Raw genomic sequence first — 16,235 nt, 5'->3', positions numbered from 1 at the left:
ACTTGTAACTTGTCAGGACCTGCAGGTGTCTAATAAGTGCTGTCGAAACTCCCCCGGCACGAGGTCATTTCATGTTGATTCGCAAGCCCTCCGACATTTCCTCATCGGAGATCACGTCAAGCGAGAGTTATAAGCAGTTTCTGAGCCGGCGCCGCTTTCTGCGCAATGCCATCGCCGGCGGTGCAGCCGCAGGTGCGGCCATTGCCGGCGCCGACCGACTGGCGGAGGTCTTCGCGCCACGCACCCATGCTCTGGCCGACGAAACCAAGCTGCAGACCGTCAAGAGTCCGCTGACCACGACAGGCGAACAGCTCACCAGCTTTCAAGACATCACGCACTACAACAACTTCTACGAGTTCGGCGTTCAAAAAGATCAGCCCGCCGAAAATGCCGGGGTTCTGCCCACCCGTCCCTGGACCGTGAAAGTGGACGGCAAGGTGAAACAGCCAAAGACATTCGACATCGAGGCCCTCCTGAAACTGCGCCCCCTCGAAGACCGCGTCTATCGCCACCGCTGCGTTGAAGCGTGGAGCATGGTCATTCCCTGGGTCGGCTACTCTCTCTCTGAATTCATCAAGCAATGCGACCCACTGCCCAGCGCGAAGTTTGTCCAGTTTCTCTCCTATTACGACAAGCACGTGGAGAAGTGGACGTCTGAATCCACCATCGATTGGCCCTATACCGAAGGCCTGCGCATGGACGAAGCCATGCACCCGCTCACACTGCTCACCTTCGGTCTCTACGGCCAGGTGCTGCCGAACCAGGATGGAGCGCCAATCCGCATCGTAGTGCCGTGGAAGTACGGTTTCAAATCGGCGAAGTCGATCGTCACCGTGCGCTTTCTCGACAAGATGCCGCCCACCACCTGGAATGAGCAGGCGCCGAACGAATACGGCTTCTACTCCAACGTCAACCCAAATCACGATCATCCGCGCTGGAGCCAGAAGACCGAGCGCCGCATCGGCCTGCCGTTCTATGCGCAGCGCCGTACGACGCTCATGTTCAACGGCTATGGCGAGCAAGTAGCCTCGCTCTATAACGGCATGGATTTGAACAGGAACTTTTAGCGGAGTTGGTGGCATTAGCCGCGGACGCGAATCGCCGCTAACTCGCTAACTTGCTGTTTGAGCGCAGCGGAAGCTGACTCGCTAAACCACAATCTCCGCGGCCCCCTTTATTTACGCATGAATCGCAAGACTCTCATCACGCTCAAGACGCTCACGTGGATCGCGTGCCTCTCGCCCTTCGCGCTGCTCGTCTACCAGGCCGTCACCAATACACTCGGCCCCGATCCAACATCAACCATCGCCCTCACCACCGGCTACAACGCGCTGTTGATGTTGATTCTGTCGCTCGCCATCACCCCTCTGCGCCTGCTATCGCCGCGCCTCTCGTGGCTCATCAAGTTCCGACGCCTGCTTGGTCTCTTCGCGTTTTTCTACGCGTCGATTCACCTGGCCACCTACGTTGCCCTCTACCTGAACTTCGACATGAGCGTCTTCAAGACCGACATCACCAAGCGCCGCTTCATCATCGCCGGCTTCGCTGCCTACACGCTGCTCGTTCCTCTCGCCGCCACATCGACTACATGGGCTATTCGCAAACTCGGCGGCAAGCGCTGGAACCGCCTGCACAAGCTTGTCTACTTCGCCGCGATCTGCGGAATCATCCACTATTGGTGGCAGGTCAAGCCCGGCGTCCTCAGCCCCATGAATCTCACCATTACGCTCTTCGTGCTTCTCCTTGCGCGTCCGGTGCTGACCTGGATACACGAACGCAAGGCGCGGACGGTCTATTCCCGGACCTGATGCGCCGCCGGTTTTTGAGGAGTCGTTTCGACCATTCCAACAGCGAGGTCCTTAACATCTCCATCGACTGTGACGGCTACTTCCCGGTTCGCAAATTGATGTACCTTTGCCGGTGGACTCGCGCCACTCTCCGTCGATCCGGCTGGTGCGGGCGGTTCAGTGTAATTGGCGTCCGACACCTGCAGGATATAAGTTCCTTCGGGAACAAATGGGAAAAGAAAGGTTCCATCCGAGAAGGCTGGCGTACTCATCGCCACTTCACGATCATCGCTGTAGAGCAGACTCAGCTTCGCCTGTATGGGTGGTTGATCGGTAGCAACCTGCACCAGCGAGCCTGCAATCGAATGGATGGCCCTCAAGGGAATCAGAATGTCCGCTCCGTTCACGGCATCTCCTGCGCCGACCGAGATTGATCTCGCATCTCGTTTCCGAAACACATTTCCGAGGCAAATCTGAGGCGACGACGCTTGTGCGTCTCCAGGAATCACAGCACACACGATGTACTCGCCCGCAGGCAGGTTCGGGATCGCGAATCTGCCATGAGAATCACTCGTCTCCTGCAGTGTGAAGGATCCCTCCCGTAGCGGTCCAACGAGGGACCATCCGCTCTTTGCATTGTGTCGGTAGAACGCGAAGCGTATGCCGATTGCCGGCGGGCCATCGTCGTACGAGACCCTGCCGGCTATCTCTGCTCCGCGCTCAATCTCGATCGATACATCGGTCGCCTGTTGCGCGCGCACAGAAATCTCGACCATGTGCTCCTTCCACTGGTCGACGACATCCGACATCTTCTCGCTCCCATCGGCGTCCCGCCCTAACGCTTCAAATTCGAGGCCGTATTCCGGATCGAGATATCCCTCGAGAGTCGCAAACGCAAAGTATCGGCCGGGTGCGACTGCTTCGATTTTGAATCGGCCATCGAGGTCTGTTTCGGTCGTCTCCAACTCTGAGCTCGTACTCTCCTTGGGGCCACTTGGGTCTAACAGCAGAGTGACGGCTGCAAATCGGGCTGGCTTGCCCGTATCGGTGCAGAAAACCGTTCCAGTGACGGTGCCTTTGGTAGCATCCGGCTTCCTCGGGGCAAACCGGGAACTCGGGCCGCAGTCGTACATCGTGAGACAGAGGGCAGAAGAAAGCAAAAGCCAGTAACCCGACATATCCTGCCTCCGGGTCGATTCAGGCGCGCAAGAATTCTAACCCTATTTGCTCTTCCGAACAGTGATCAGATGTGAGAAGGCAGATTCCACCGCAAACTGGCGGCAGGAGGTCGAGAAGTCTCCCGCTCAGTCCAAATGGAGCATGGGCTCGGTTATGCCATCGAGATCCATCGCAGAGCCAAAGTCCAACACCGTCTGCGCTACGGGACTCCAGTTCTTGCGGTGAAGCGGTGTCGGCCCCAGTTTTCCCAGTGCCGCCATGTGCTCGCGCGAGCAGTACCCTTTATGCTTTGCCAGCCCATAGCCCGGATACATCGAGTCCAACTCGACAAGCAGCCGGTCGCGATGCACCTTGGCCAGCACGCTTGCCGCGGCGATCGAGTAGCTGGTTCCGTCACCATGAATGACCGACTCCTGCGGGCACGCCCAGTCGATCGTATCGCAACCATCGATCAACAGATAATCCGGAGCAATCGCGAGTTGCTCGACGGCCAGGCGCATTGCCAGCAGCGAAGCCCTGCGAATGTTGATGCGGTCGATCGTCTCCACATCCACGGCGGCGATGGCAAATGCCAGCGCCTTGGCGCGCACCACCGCGTCAAGCTCGTTGCGCTTGTTTTCGCAAAGCTGCTTTGAATCGTTCAGCCCCGTAAGACGGCATCCCAGCGGAAGAATCACCGCGGCCGCAACCACCGGCCCGAACATCGGCCCGCGCCCCACCTCGTCGCAACCGGCAATCCGCAGAAAGCCGCATTGCGCCGCAGCCTTCTCCAGCTTCCAACCGCACGTCGGATTTCCAGCCATGCCCTCAGTATATGAACGAATCACACTCCCCAAGCGACGAACACCTGCGGAAAACCGGTGCTGTATTCGAGCGGTAAATCGCTCGATGAGCGTCAGGCGCGCATCCAACCGCCAGGAGGTCTGATGACCGACAAATTGAAGCCCACCCACACGCAGCCCGGCGGATTCGAAGAAAAGAACCCGCCGCCCGATGATGGTGTTGTGAATGATTCGTTCGGAACAGTGGATGTAGCCGATTCAACCGGCCTCGATGAAACCAAAGAGACCGGCGACGCCAAACGCCTCAACAAAGACACCCACGAAGACTAAGGCCATCCCATCCACGCAGACGGCTCTAGTCTGCAGGAAATAAAAACCCCGGCCGAAGCCGGGGTTTTCGTTGGCCCTTGGAAAGGGAAGCCCGTTATGCCTTTGCGGACGCGCGTTCCACTTCCTTGAGACGGGCGGCCTTGCCGCGCAGTCCCCGGATGTAGAACAGCTTCGCACGCCGCACTCTGTAGCTGCGAATCTTCTCGACCTTATCGACGACCTTGGAGTTGAACGGGAAGATGCGCTCCACGCCCTGGCCAAAGCTCATCTTGCGGACGGTAAAGGTGCCCTGCGGTCCCTTGTTGATGGCGATCACGAGGCCTTCGAAAGCCTGCAAACGTTCCTTATCGCCTTCTTTAATCTTGACTTGCACGCGAACCTGGTCGCCGGGTACAAACGTGGGGAGATCGGTGCGCTTCAGCTTGTCGGCCAGGCGCTGCATTACTGGATGGATAGACATAGCTTCTTCCTGCTGATGGACTCAGAACCTTGATTTTAACAGAGAAAGGGCCCAAAGGCCTAATCTCTCATTCGTGGCGCAAACGCAGACGGCTCGACTGAACTGCCAGCCGAATCGTCTCCACGACCAGGCCCGCGCAGGCGTAAATAGCGGCATTGATTGCCGTCGACCAGTACCACGTGATCGCGTAATGGTGTCCCAGCAGGGCCACCGGGGCAGTAATCGGCAATAGCGGCGTGTGCCCCAGGTAATGCAAGATAGCCCCTTGGCTCGGATATTGACCATTGCTCGGGCCGGCAAGGTAGAAAACGGCAGCCCAGATCAGCGCAACTGCGCATCCACATAGCGCCCAGATTCCGAGTCTCCGCAACATATGAGCCTCCCGGCTGCTCACTTCCCAGCGCTGACCAGAGTCTAGCACCGCTGTTGTTTTGCGGTCACCCTTCGGAGCCTTGCGCTATATTTGCGCCATGAACGATAAACGCGAACTTCTCCGCCACACTGTCGCGGCCCTCGCCTATCGCGCCGCCCGCGCCCTCGACGGCGCACCCGATACCTTCGCCAGCTTCGACGGCTGCGGCCGACAGCCCATCAAAATCCTCGCCCACATGGGCGACCTCTTCGACTGGGCTCTCAGCGCGGTGCAGGGAAGCGAACGCTGGCACAACTCGACGCCTCTGCCATGGCCGCGGGAGAAAGCCCGCTTCTTCGCCGCCCTCGAAGCCTTCGACGACTACCTCGCGTCCGATCAACCCATGCACGCCGCTGCCGAACCGCTCTTTCAGGGGCCCATTGCCGATGCGCTCACGCACGTTGGACAGATCGCGATGATGCGCCGGTTAGCCGGCTCGCCAACCTCCGGTGAAAACTTTTTCGTCGCGAAAATCGCTGCGAGTCAGGTCGGCGCCGATCAGCCACCGGCCGTCCAGCCGTTCCGTTGAAGTCTCGCATGTTCAAACTGTCTAACGGATGAAGGGAAAATAGGCAGGAGTTCTCGCCTTGTACCGCGCGAATGCCTCTCCGAACCGCGCCGCCAGCAGCTTCTCTTCCGCGCGTACGCGAATCTCGGTTCCAATCACGAAGAAAATCACACCCGCGACAAATAACGCCCACCAGGTCTTCGCGAATCCCGTTGCCAGCAGCATGCCCAGCATCGACGCATAAATCGGATTGCGCAGCCAGCGATACGGTCCGGTGGTGATCAGCTTGTGATCCTCGCTCAGCGCCGCTTCAAAGCGCCACTGCTTGTCGAGATGCCGCGCCGCCATCCAAACCAGCACCACCGAAGGCGGCCCCACGATCATCGAAGCAATCAACGATGTGGCAGACTTTTCAAATCCAACCGGCCGCACAAATGCCCAGATGCACGCATATCCCAACATCACAAGTACGATTCCCCATCGCGATGCCGGCGCACTCACGTTCTTCTTCGCCCCTTGAGCACGATTCCGCGGTCGCACAAATGCCAGAGACCATGCAATCCAGCAAACGCCAAGTTCGACCCACGCGGCAATTTGCAGTGTGCTCATCAGTCTCCCTCTCCGTCGTTCGAGCCAAGGTCATCGAGCATGCGGCGGTCCTCTTCACTCAGCTCCGCCCGCTCCAGCAGGTCCGGTCGATTCTTCAGCGTCTTGCGCAACTGCTGCTCACGCCGCCATTTTCGAATTTGCAGATGATCGCCGTTCATCAGCACCTCCGGCGCGCGCACTCCGCCAAACTCCGCCGGCCGTGTGTAGTGCGGATAATCCAGCAACCCGCCCGCCCCATGCTGCGAACGCGGCACTCCCGCTTCGTCCGTGCCGATCTCCGCATCGGCCACACCAAAGCTTTCAAACTCGCCCGAAGCCTCGTTGCCCAGCACGCCCGGCACCAGCCGCATCACAGTATCCACCACCACGGCCGCGGCAAGTTCACCGCCGCTCAGCACATAGTCGCCGATTGAAAGCTCCATGTCGCAGTAGAGTTCGTTGATGCGCTCGTCGACGCCTTCATAGCGTCCACAAATCAACACCACGCGCTCCACCTTCGCCAACTCCCGCGCCAACGCCTGCGTAAACCGCCGCCCCTGCGCCGACAGCAAAATCACCCGCGTGCCAACTTTTAATTCTGAGCCGTCATCCTGAGCGAAGCGAAGGACCTGCTTCTCGGCTGTCTTCGCATCAATTCCGAGAGCCCCCAGCGCCTCCGCCAGCGGCTCCGGCTTCAGCACCATCCCCTCGCCGCCGCCAAACGGCCGATCGTCCACCGTGCGGTGCCGATCGTGCGTAAACGTGCGAAGGTCGTGCAGGCCAATACCCACAAGTCCCTCTGCCTGCGCCCGCCGCACAATCCCATGCTCGAAGATGCCGGCAAAGAACCCGGGAAATATCGTGATGATCTCAAACCGCATAGTCGTCACTCACGATCATAGAACCGGATTATGGCGTAGAGAGGGTCTGGATGAGATCAGGCCCACCGCATCGCATTCAACTTCGGCTGTAAGACGACGCAAGATGCTCGAGACAGGCAGTGGCGATGAGCCGATAGTGAACCTTGCGTCGAGAACGGATCATGGAAAGAGTAACCGTGTCACAGAACACTAGATCGAGGGTGTCGAGGTTTACCGGTGCATCTTTCATCACCAAAATCTCGCTGAGAGTGTGCTTCCTCCCCATCGCCGGGGCCAGGAGGCCCTTGGCTGTCCGCAGCAAGCTCTCACTCACCGATACCACGGCCACAATGGACGGATTCTTGAGCTTGCGAATCAGATCAACGTGTTCGGCAGCCTGCGAATAGACAAGACCGATCGTTGGCCGGCTTTGCGGAACCAGCATCTTCAGATCGTCTACAAGGTGATTCGCGGCCAACACTTGGGCGCCAATGGCAAGGCTTGGATCGCTCGCAAAATCTGCGGGAGAGCAGCTCTCGACCTGCAAACCAAGGCTGTCGACAACTTCTTGCCGAATAATCTCGCGCAGACCGGGTTCCTGCTCCACAACAAGAAAGTGGTCAGGGGGTTGAGCCATCAGGCGCTCCAGTACTTTCTGTCTCAGCGCCTGTAAGGTGTAGCCCATCTCCTTGGCGCGATCGATGCTCTCGTTGATCAATTCATCAAGCGTGCGCGGCTTCACCAGGGGTGCGCCGGAACCTGTTCCCACGACCAGCTGAGTACCGCGCCGACCCGTAACCCAGCCCCGAAGCACGAGTTGCTGATATGCCTCGCTCACCGTGTTGTGGTGCACGTTGGTTTGCCTCGCCAGCGCACGCACACTGGGCAGTGCCTCGCCCGCACGAAGTTGGCCCGTTGTAATCAGGAACACAATTTGCTCGGCGAGCTGTTGCCTCAGCGGGACATCACTGTTCTTGCTCAGTGCGATTTGCATTCGTTCTCTCCACTCACGCCCATACGCGGCGAGTGTGACGGTAACCGAAACCATCACATGCCTGCTGGTTCACACAGCGCCTTTTGCCTATTCTCAGGCAAGCAGAAGGGTTCGCGATCCAGGGAGGCAAGATGAGATGCTCATTTTTCGAGATGAATACTGATGTACATTCCGTTCGCGCTGCGTGGTGCAGGTTGTCGCCAACCTGCTGGAACCCCAATCGAGTCGGTTCCGATCAAGACCTCCGTCAACTCGACCCGCTGTTGCTGTGCTTTAATATTGGCCAACTTCTATGAATGAATATGAACCGTTGCTAAAACGCTGGCAATCTGCCGGCGTACTCGATGCTGAGGCCGCTGCCCGCATCCGCGCCTGGGAATCCGCACAGGCGCCCACCGCCAATCCCATCGCACCCGATGTTCGCAAGAAAGCGCAAGCCGAAGGAATGGCCTGGCAGGGCCGCGTCGCGCTGATCCTCGGCGGCATCCTGTTGGCCAGCGGTGTCATCCTCTTCGTCTCAGCGCACTGGGACCAGCTCGGCAGGGGCATGCGCTACCTGCTGGTACTGGGAATGGTGACCATCTTTCACCTCGGTGGCGCCTTCACCCGCGAAAAGTACAAGGCCCTCTCCACCACGCTTCACGCGGTCGGCACCATCGCGACTGGCGCTGCTATAGCGCTGGTCGGCCAGATCTTCAACATCCAGGAACACTGGCCCGCCGCCGTCCTTATGTGGGCAATCGCCGCACTCCTTGGCTGGATTCTCCTGCGCGACCAGGCGCAGCAGACGCTCACGCTGCTCCTGTTTCCCGCATGGCTCATCTGTGAGTGGAGCTATGCTGCAGAAAACCACATTGGTGTTGAAGCGTACGTTGGCCGATTCCTTTTCGTCTGGGCCATTCTTTATCTCACATTTTTCATTGGCACAGAACGGCGCGTCCTGCGCGGCATTCTTTTTACCGGCTCCGCGATTGCCGCCGTCACCAGCGTTTTCCTGCTGCTCGATGGCTGGCACTCCTGGTATGGAATGCAGCCTTACCCGCCGTTCCACACACGCTTCTGGGGATGGGTAGACATCGCCGCAATCCCCATCCTCATCTCGGTTTTCCGCTTGCGTAAAAGCGCGATCCCCGTACTCGCCGCCATCGCCTTTGTCATCGCGCTGCCGTGGTGCAACCGCATTTTCGTTCAGCACTACGCCTCCAGCTCGTGGACCCGTACCGAGCCGAATTTTGCTGCCCATGCCCTCGTCGCAGCCTTCTGCGTCTTCCTCATTTGGTGGGGAGTGAGAGAGGCGAGCCGCGGACTCGTGAACCTCGGCACCGTCTTCTTCGGCGCCACCGTCGCCTGGTTCTACTTCAGCGACCTCTTCGACAAAATGGACCGCTCGCTCGCTCTCATTGGCCTTGGCGTACTCTTTCTCGCCGGCGGGTGGGCGCTTGAGAAGACGCGCCGCCGTCTGCTCGCGCACATGGCGCAATTGCCCGCGACACTGGAGGAGGCGCGATGAAACTCTCCAAACCTTCGATCGCCCTTCTCATCCTGCAATTGCTGATCGTCTCGACGATTGCAGCAAAGTACTTTTACGAACGCGCCACCTGCCCCCGCGTGTGGACGCGCACCGCCGCCTACGATCCTCAACTCGTGATGCGCGGCCGCTACCTCAGCCTGCAACTCTCGGTTGATGCATGCGGCAGCACGCTACCCAGTGCCAAAGATGCTCAATTTCCGCGCAACATCAATGGCGTGCCGAACGGAAATAATTTCTCTATCCGTTCGGTGAATACCGTCTGGTTCCAGGCGAAACTCGCCGTCAAAGAAAACAAGCTGATCGCCATGCGCGTTCCCGAGTCCGACACATCCACGCCGACCCAGACCGTCGCTGCATGGCCCGGCGCACCCTGCGATCAGTTGAACCTCTCCAATCCTGTGGATTTTTATATTCCGGATACAGCCGCCGACCCCACACGGCTCAAGCCCGGACAGCAACTCTGGATCGAAGTGACACTGCCGCCCAAAGGCCCGCCACGCCCACTGCAACTGGCGCTTAAAGACAATGGCGCGTGGAAGCCTCTGGCGTTTCAATAGGCTTCAATAGATCGGCTCCAAAGTTTGGTGGTCGCCTAGCCCTTTGCTTCATTTGCGTCCGCAGGTGCTTGACTCAGTGCGCATTAGCGGGTCACTCGCGAGTCAGTGATGTTTCCCTTGACTACCCATAGCCTCAGCGGTATTCATGGGACACCCACGCTGTGAAACACGGGTCGAATCCTGCATGGAGATGCGCCAAAGCAGAGAGGCGGAGGTTGAGGTCGATGAGCTTTTGCGCCAGGTGTGGTAACCGGCTTGAACCGAACCTGAAGTTCTGCACGCAATGTGGCGCGCCCGTTCCGGCGCCACCGGGAGCGATGCAGGCACCGAACCCACAGCCCCCAGTTCCCGAGCCTGCCCCGCCCGTGGAAGCCGCCGTTCCTGGACCGCCGCCCGCGCCCGCATGGCAGCCCACCCCCGCTGTCCCCATTCAACAACAGGCTTCCACAACCAATAGCGGATGTCTGCGCGCTGTGATCATCGCGTCTTGCGTTCTTGTACTGCTCGTTGCACTTGTAGTCGGCGGGCTGGTGTATGCCGGCTACAAGGTGAAACAGAAAGCCACGGCAATGCTGCACCAGGCCCAGGCAGCGGCAAACTCGCCCAACGCGCAACCTGCCACCTCGCCCGACGGTAAGCCCGAATCGAATCCTCAAGACGGTCTCTCCGGAATGCTCGGCAATCTCGGCAGAATGATCGACTCCGCCAAACACAATGGGGAAGCGGTGCCCAACGATGGCGACTTCGTGCCCAGCGTCTCTGAAAGGGATCACGTCGAACCATGCTCGGCGGCGCCCTTGCCGTCTCAAGGCAGCGCCCGCATTCCACTTCAGGATGGAACCGTACTCACAACCGCCTGGGGCATCAAATACGAAGACGTCGAAAGCCGCATTACGATCGATGCACCTGCGGCCGATTCCATCTCAATGTCGAATAGCACTGGCGCGTACAAAAATGACTACGGCCAGGAACAAAGCCCCTCCAGCTACCGGCAAACCGTCTGTAACGCCGACCTGGTTTCCTCAGATACGTACGTAACAGTTGTAGGCACGCACATACCGCCTCTCATCCATGGCGTCACGCGACTTCGGTTGTCTGACAAGGCCTTCAACGAGGTGAAATCTTCAGGCAAGACCAGTCTGACGTATCTTGATTTCCTGCAGGCAGGCGATGCGGTTAAGCCAGCGCACGATGCGGGCCTTCTAACTCGCGTCGAACCGCAGGATGTTCCCTATCCGATGATCTTGAATGATGAGCGCGTCACGATTCCGGCGATCCATCTCTCTGGGGTCTTTGATTCCAGCGGAAAAGATCCGAGAGCAAAGAAATGGCGTCCCAACCACGCCGCAACCGATCTCTATTTTCTCGATGACCCTGCGGACCCCCTTGTCCTGCTCTGGAAAGAGAAGGACCCGGCCTTTCACGACGGCAAATTCCGGGTCGAGGTTGTCAAGATCGACTTCAAGACCGCGCGCCCCGTCAACATCGTTGAAAAGCAGCTGTCCGAGCAGAAGCGCGCCGTCACCTACGGCATCTACTTCGACTTCAACAAAGACACCATCAAGCCGGAATCGGAGCCGGTGTTGAAGCAGATCGTCCAGGCCATGACGGATAACCCCACATGGAAGCTGACTGTCGAAGGTCACACCGACAACATCGGCGGAGACGCCTACAATCTCGATCTATCCAAACGCCGCGCCGCCGCGGTGAAACAGGCGCTCGTCACGCGCTATCACATCGCTCCTGACCGCCTTTCGACCGACGGCTTTGGGGCGTCGCGGCCAGTCGAGTCCAACGACACCCTGGAAGGCCGCGCCCGCAATCGGCGTGTCGAACTCACGCGCGAGTAAGGCGCGAATGACTGGCATTTCAAAAGGGAATTGTCTGATGAACTCCGCATCGGCCCGATTGGCGAGTCTTTGAAGAAGCAGAAGCGCTGCTAGTCAACTCTGCTTTGGATCATTCAGCTCTAGCAGGCCCTGCGGCAACGCCATCTCCACGCGCCGTGCATCTATATCGATGCGCCGCAAGTAATCCTTCGCAAAGGGAATGAGAATCTCTTCGGCGGATTTTCCACGCACCACGAGGATCGCCACCGGCCCCGCGCTGCGATCCACATCTTCGACCTCGCCTACGGTCACAGGCTCGGCGCCGGCAACGTCTACCAGCACACACCCAATCAGGTCGCCGATATATAACTCGTCTGCCGAAAGTGCTGCTCGTTCTTCCTGCGGAATTGCAACGATCATTCCGGCAAGCGCTTCCGCCGCCGAAATCGAATCCACGCCCGCAAAGTGCAGCACCACGCCGCCCTTGTGCAGCCAGTGATGCACCAATTCCACCTCGTGCGGATTCGCACCGGCAGCAGCATTGCGGGCAGACGCATCTTCGCCGAGCAGCCACAGTCGTCGCCGCTCCGCAAACTTTTCAGGAAAGTCAGTGAGAATTTCGGCGAAGACCTCGCCCTTGCGGCCTTGTGTGCGCTTTACGCGCGCAAGCCACACCCATCCACTCGGCGCGATCATCTGCGCCCTGAGCGATGCTTGTCCCCAAGGGGTTTGGCCATCCTACTCTTCGTCGTCCTCTTCCAGGATGTCGAGCGTGTAGCGATGATGCAGCTTCATGCTGACTGCTCCCAGAATGGTGCGGACTGAGCGGGCTGTTCGCCCCTGCTTCCCGATCACCTTGCCGACGTCTGCGGGCGCCACCCTCAGCCGCAAAACGGTGTTTTCGTCCCGCTGTACAGACTCCACTTCGACGGCTTCCGGCTCGTCTACCAAAGCCCGCGCGATTTCGCGGACCAGTTCATCTACTGCCACCATGTCAACTTGGGTCATGAACTTGCCTCTGACCGTAAACATCCAAGGAGAAGCGACTTGGATCGGTGCGCAGATACTATCAGCACACCCCTCGTCAAGTCAGTACCGTGTGTGCGGGAAGTCGGTAACCTTGCGTGCGCGATTTCGAAAAATCCCGCACGCAACTCAGATTGAGTGAATGGGGACTAGGCGACCGCAGGCTCCGCTGCCTTGGCAGGGTTCTTGGCGACCAGTTTGGCCACAATGGGGGTCAGTTGTGCGCCCACCCCGCGCCAGTAAGCGATGCGGTCGTGCTTCAGGTCGACTGAAGCCGGGCTGGTGCGTGGATTGTAGGTGCCGACAACCTCGATCGAACGGCCATTGCGGGCACGGTCCTTCTCGATCACTACGACACGATAATAGGGCTGCTTGGGGGCGCCAACACGCGCCAAACGAATCATCACCACGGGGTTACGAGTCCTTTCAATTCCGGTGCTCTGTTGCGGTCTTTTTAGTGGTCTCCGGCCCGGGCTGAAATGCCCGGCCAGTATCCCCCCGTATTCCCGCTGGGGGCGATCGGGGTTCCCTCGGATAAATCTGCCTCCGCAGGGTGAAAGACTCGAACACCTAAGTATCGCCGATAGTTGCCGTTTCAAGCAAGCTCTTCCCTTGATCGCCACTCGCCGCTTCCTTGAGCCGCATGCTGCCAAAGTTGCAGATGAATTTGCGTTCGGTCACTGTCCAAAGTCGTTCATTCAAGGCATACTTATTGCGAACTCCACCCATCCGTGCACAGGAGCCAAAAAGGCATGTGGCCATTTTCCACGAAAGAGCCCCTCAGCCCTGACAAATTACCCGTCCCTGGTACCTGGACGCAACGCAAAGGGCAGGATCCCATCGGAAAGCCGATGCTTGTCCGTGTGCACACTGGCTACAGCAAGTTCAAAGGAGTCAACGGATACGGCCATTACGTCGCCATCGCAGTGCCCATGGTCGACACCACCCGCGACGGCTTTCCCAACCCCGGCGAAACCGAAACCCTCAAGCGGATCGAAAACGACATCTGCGCAGTCTTCGAGCCCAATCGGGAATCGATCTTTGTCGCCACCACCACCATCCCCGGGGTCCGCGAGTACATTCTCTACACCCGCAACCCCGATGGCGTACAGCGGAAGTTCGACAACGACCTGCTCGCTCGCGTCTTCACCCACAGAGTTCATCTCAAAATCGAGCCCGACAAGGACTGGAAACTCTACAGCAAGCTTCTGTAGCCGGTTGCATACTCATACCATGGGGCTCAACCTTCGTGCGTAGACCAACAGTGCTCTCACGGCTGAGCACGCCACTTGTCGCCGGGTTGGGCGGTGCCGCCATCTTCCTGTTCTTGTTTGCGCGTCTGGCCGAGGAGATGCTCGAAGGAGACACGCGCCAATTCGATGACACGGTTCGAATGTTTGTGCACGCCCACTCCTCCACACAGCTCACCGCCATTATGCAAGCCCTGTCTGTGCTCGGCTCGCCCTTCGTTGTTACTCTGATTGCACTCACAGCTTGCCTCGCACTGTGGTTCGTCGGCCATCCCCGCCGTGCAATCCTGATCGCGGTCACCGCAGGCGGGGGAAGCCTCTTGATGTGGATATTGAAAATCGGCTTCCATCGAGCCCGACCGCAACCTTTCTTTGATACCCGCCTTCCCGCCTCCTACAGTTTTCCCAGCGGACACGCGATGCTTTCCTTCTGCCTGTGCCTCAGTGCCGCGACTCTGTTCGCAGCGAGTCGGAAAAACATTTGGGTTCGCATCGCCATTTTGGCCTTCTGGGTAGGTCTTTCCGGCGCAATCGGCTATTCGCGAATCTATCTCGGAGTCCATTATCCGAGTGATGTTCTCGCCGGTTATCTCGCCGCGCTTGTCTGGTCTCTCGCCGTTGGAAGCGCCTACCAGAAGTGGCGTAAGGCGCCAAACCTTCCGGTGGTCTGAAAGACGGAAAACCTCAACCCGCCGGAAACAGAAACTTCAGCATCGGCCTGACGCGCTCTGCCCAGCTCGCCTCATCATGCGTGCCCCCGTGCACCTTCTCAAAGTGCATCGACTCACCCGGACGCCAGCCGTTCGCCTTCAGCCTTCGCGCCAGGTGCTCCACATCGCGCAAAGTTCGCTGCCCCTCACGATCGCCCACATCCAGCCACACCCGCGGCCGCTCCCACATCTGCGGAGCATGCTCGTTCAGGTAGCCCAGAATGCTCTTGTGATTCCACCAGACGCTTGGCGACAGGATTCCCAGCTTGCCGAATACGTGCGGCTGCCGCAGTCCTAAATAGAGCGTGACCAGTCCGCCCAGCGAAGATCCACCCATCCCGGTGCTCTCGCGATCCTGCCGCACGCGGTATTCACTCGCGATCCACGGCATCAACTCCCGCGTCACCAGATCGCCATATTTGTCAGCCTCGCCGCCGCCCATCTGCCAGTTGTACTCGTGCGTGTATTCGGCCAGCCTGCGGTCGCCGGTGTTATAGATGCCCACAATCAGCAGCGGCTCAACCTCGCCCGCTTCGATCGCCTCATCGGCATGTTCGCGCACCATCCACGTGCGCCCCTTCACAAACGAGGTGCGCCCATCGAAAAGGTTTTGCCCGTCGTGGAGATAGAGCACCGGATAGGTGCGTTCTGGTTCTTTCTCATACTCCGGAGGAAGATAAACGATTACATCGCGATTATCAGGCAGATAATTGCTTCTAAAGTCCTTATGAAGATGCAAGCGTGGATGCATCGGCGCCTCTTCCATCTGCGCCAGCACCGCCCTCGCTCGCTTCCCCATCTGTCTCATGCTCAAGGTTCAAACTGTCGAATTCCTCTTTGGAAACCGGTGTAGCGTATGTGCTGGATTCACTTTTTTGCCGTAAGCTTGCCGGCTTCTTCAAGAGCAAGCGCCTTACGGAGAGCCTTCAAAACCTTTTGCCGCCTCGGTTCTTCGAAGAGATACATTGGGAGGCGCTCAAACCATCGTTCCACTTCCCATCCGCGCAGTTTCCGCCAATCCTCACCGAGATCGGCCGCCAACTCTTTCGCAGGGATCCGGCTGCTCGGGTGTATCTTTTTCTCGAAGAACTCAAGGCACCTTTTGAGCTGATCTATCGATCCAAATCTGAACACGAACGAAGTCACTTTGACGGTAATGACCTCGCTCGGTTTCAGTACCTTGTCGCCGGTACGAAATCGATCCTCACGGTTCCGGATTACCTTTCCAAAGCTCACGCGTTCCTTCGAGACCTTCATATTCTCGAAATCTCTCCGGTGCTGCGGTTGCAGTCCCTATATCCCCATGCATTGCTGTCCAAAATAGCGGATATCTGTTTGACCCGAGGAATGTTTGAGGAGGCTGATCCCCAGTTACTCTGAAGTGGGTTCCCAGTCAGGACCACCTTCAGAGAAGAAAGGATCAGCCATGCTT

General features: G+C 58.6%; 21 protein-coding genes. 9 read left to right on the top strand and 12 right to left on the bottom strand.

All coding sequences use genetic code 11. The features are described from left to right. The first annotated feature begins 71 nt into the window (after positions 1–71). Together msrP and WCA10_RS20480 are read left to right on the top strand one after the other, a co-directional pair. Positions 72–1,067 (top strand): protein-methionine-sulfoxide reductase catalytic subunit MsrP, encoded by a 996-nt coding sequence (gene msrP, locus WCA10_RS20485; protein WP_472824382.1) that lies wholly within the window; start codon positions 72–74, stop codon positions 1,065–1,067. A gap of 117 nt (positions 1,068–1,184) precedes the next feature. After that, positions 1,185–1,808: a protein-methionine-sulfoxide reductase heme-binding subunit MsrQ gene (locus WCA10_RS20480; RefSeq protein WP_472824381.1), complete on the top strand. Its 624-nt coding sequence runs from the start codon at positions 1,185–1,187 to the stop codon at positions 1,806–1,808. On the opposite strand, the gene WCA10_RS20475 is transcribed toward WCA10_RS20480, so the two are convergent. Then, positions 1,793–2,965 (bottom strand): hypothetical protein, encoded by a 1,173-nt coding sequence (locus WCA10_RS20475; protein WP_472824380.1) that lies wholly within the window; start codon positions 2,963–2,965, stop codon positions 1,793–1,795. The two genes, WCA10_RS20480 and WCA10_RS20475, sit on opposite strands and share 16 nt — an antisense overlap. 126 nt (positions 2,966–3,091) lie before the next feature. Further along, positions 3,092–3,769 (bottom strand): ribonuclease HII, encoded by a 678-nt coding sequence (locus WCA10_RS20470; RefSeq protein WP_472824379.1) that lies wholly within the window; start codon positions 3,767–3,769, stop codon positions 3,092–3,094. Positions 3,770–3,892: 123 nt separating this feature from the next. Here WCA10_RS20470 and WCA10_RS20465 point away from each other — a divergent pair, with 123 nt between their 5' ends. Next, a complete protein-coding gene (locus WCA10_RS20465; RefSeq protein ID WP_472824378.1) occupies positions 3,893–4,078 on the top strand; it encodes a hypothetical protein in 186 nt (61 codons plus the stop codon). 94 nt (positions 4,079–4,172) lie between these two features. On the opposite strand, the gene rplS is transcribed toward WCA10_RS20465, so the two are convergent. Continuing rightward, a complete protein-coding gene (rplS, locus tag WCA10_RS20460; protein WP_472824377.1) occupies positions 4,173–4,538 on the bottom strand; it encodes a 50S ribosomal protein L19 in 366 nt (121 codons plus the stop codon). Positions 4,539–4,605: 67 nt separating this feature from the next. Then, positions 4,606–4,911, bottom strand: a complete 306-nt coding sequence (locus WCA10_RS20455) for a hypothetical protein (RefSeq protein ID WP_472824376.1) — start codon at positions 4,909–4,911, stop codon at positions 4,606–4,608. A 97-nt stretch (positions 4,912–5,008) separates the two neighbouring features. Between WCA10_RS20455 and WCA10_RS20450 the strand changes: the two genes are divergently transcribed. Further along, the gene (locus WCA10_RS20450) at positions 5,009–5,479 is read left to right on the top strand and encodes a hypothetical protein (protein ID WP_472824375.1); all 471 of its coding nucleotides are present in this window, start codon (positions 5,009–5,011) and stop codon (positions 5,477–5,479) included. Positions 5,480–5,500: 21 nt separating this feature from the next. On the opposite strand, the gene WCA10_RS20445 is transcribed toward WCA10_RS20450, so the two are convergent. The 3 genes from WCA10_RS20445 to WCA10_RS20435 form a co-directional block, all read right to left on the bottom strand. Continuing rightward, the gene (locus tag WCA10_RS20445; RefSeq protein WP_472824374.1) at positions 5,501–6,067 is read right to left on the bottom strand and encodes a methyltransferase family protein; all 567 of its coding nucleotides are present in this window, start codon (positions 6,065–6,067) and stop codon (positions 5,501–5,503) included. Beyond that, complete coding sequence (trmD, locus tag WCA10_RS20440; protein WP_472824373.1) at positions 6,067–6,927, bottom strand: tRNA (guanosine(37)-N1)-methyltransferase TrmD; 861 nt, start codon at positions 6,925–6,927, stop codon at positions 6,067–6,069. The genes WCA10_RS20445 and trmD overlap by 1 nt, the downstream gene beginning before the upstream one ends. A 76-nt stretch (positions 6,928–7,003) precedes the next feature. After that, a complete protein-coding gene (locus tag WCA10_RS20435) occupies positions 7,004–7,900 on the bottom strand; it encodes a GntR family transcriptional regulator (protein WP_472824372.1) in 897 nt (298 codons plus the stop codon). A gap of 292 nt (positions 7,901–8,192) precedes the next feature. Between WCA10_RS20435 and WCA10_RS20430 the strand changes: the two genes are divergently transcribed. The 3 genes from WCA10_RS20430 to WCA10_RS20420 all read left to right on the top strand — a co-directional run bounded on the left by WCA10_RS20430 (position 8,193) and on the right by WCA10_RS20420 (position 11,838). Continuing rightward, the gene (locus tag WCA10_RS20430; protein WP_472824371.1) at positions 8,193–9,410 is read left to right on the top strand and encodes a DUF2157 domain-containing protein; all 1,218 of its coding nucleotides are present in this window, start codon (positions 8,193–8,195) and stop codon (positions 9,408–9,410) included. Then, positions 9,407–9,988 (top strand): hypothetical protein, encoded by a 582-nt coding sequence (locus WCA10_RS20425; protein WP_472824370.1) that lies wholly within the window; start codon positions 9,407–9,409, stop codon positions 9,986–9,988. Before WCA10_RS20430 ends, WCA10_RS20425 begins: the two co-directional genes overlap by 4 nt. Positions 9,989–10,212: 224 nt before the next feature. Continuing rightward, a complete protein-coding gene (locus WCA10_RS20420; protein WP_472824369.1) occupies positions 10,213–11,838 on the top strand; it encodes an OmpA family protein in 1,626 nt (541 codons plus the stop codon). 93 nt (positions 11,839–11,931) lie between these two features. On the opposite strand, the gene rimM is transcribed toward WCA10_RS20420, so the two are convergent. The 3 genes from rimM to rpsP form a co-directional block, all read right to left on the bottom strand. Then, entirely contained in the window at positions 11,932–12,513 is a 582-nt protein-coding gene (gene rimM / locus WCA10_RS20415; protein WP_472824368.1) for a ribosome maturation factor RimM, read from the bottom strand. A 42-nt stretch (positions 12,514–12,555) separates the two neighbouring features. Continuing rightward, positions 12,556–12,825, bottom strand: a complete 270-nt coding sequence (locus WCA10_RS20410) for a KH domain-containing protein (RefSeq protein WP_472824367.1) — start codon at positions 12,823–12,825, stop codon at positions 12,556–12,558. A 167-nt stretch (positions 12,826–12,992) separates the two neighbouring features. After that, positions 12,993–13,247 (bottom strand): 30S ribosomal protein S16, encoded by a 255-nt coding sequence (gene rpsP / locus WCA10_RS20405; RefSeq protein ID WP_472824392.1) that lies wholly within the window; start codon positions 13,245–13,247, stop codon positions 12,993–12,995. Positions 13,248–13,595: 348 nt separating this feature from the next. On the opposite strand from rpsP, the gene WCA10_RS20400 reads away from it, so the two are divergent. Together WCA10_RS20400 and WCA10_RS20395 are read left to right on the top strand one after the other, a co-directional pair. Further along, positions 13,596–14,057, top strand: a complete 462-nt coding sequence (locus WCA10_RS20400; RefSeq protein ID WP_472824366.1) for a DUF695 domain-containing protein — start codon at positions 13,596–13,598, stop codon at positions 14,055–14,057. Positions 14,058–14,092: 35 nt separating this feature from the next. Next, complete coding sequence (locus WCA10_RS20395; protein WP_472824365.1) at positions 14,093–14,764, top strand: phosphatase PAP2 family protein; 672 nt, start codon at positions 14,093–14,095, stop codon at positions 14,762–14,764. Between the two features lie 13 nt (positions 14,765–14,777). Here the strand turns inward: WCA10_RS20395 and WCA10_RS20390 are convergent, their stop codons facing one another. Then, positions 14,778–15,602: an alpha/beta hydrolase gene (locus tag WCA10_RS20390; RefSeq protein ID WP_472824364.1), complete on the bottom strand. Its 825-nt coding sequence runs from the start codon at positions 15,600–15,602 to the stop codon at positions 14,778–14,780. A gap of 68 nt (positions 15,603–15,670) precedes the next feature. Next, positions 15,671–16,060 carry a hypothetical protein gene (locus WCA10_RS20385; RefSeq protein WP_472824363.1) on the bottom strand — a complete coding sequence of 130 codons (390 nt, stop codon included), beginning with the start codon at positions 16,058–16,060 and terminating at the stop codon, positions 15,671–15,673. Positions 16,061–16,235: the final 175 nt, after the last annotated feature.

Source organism: Occallatibacter sp. (genome assembly GCF_049582745.1).
Classification (GTDB): Bacteria; Acidobacteriota; Terriglobia; order Terriglobales; family Acidobacteriaceae; genus Telmatobacter.
Note: the sequence above shows the minus strand (reverse complement) of the source record. Positions and strands in the feature narration are given on the sequence as shown.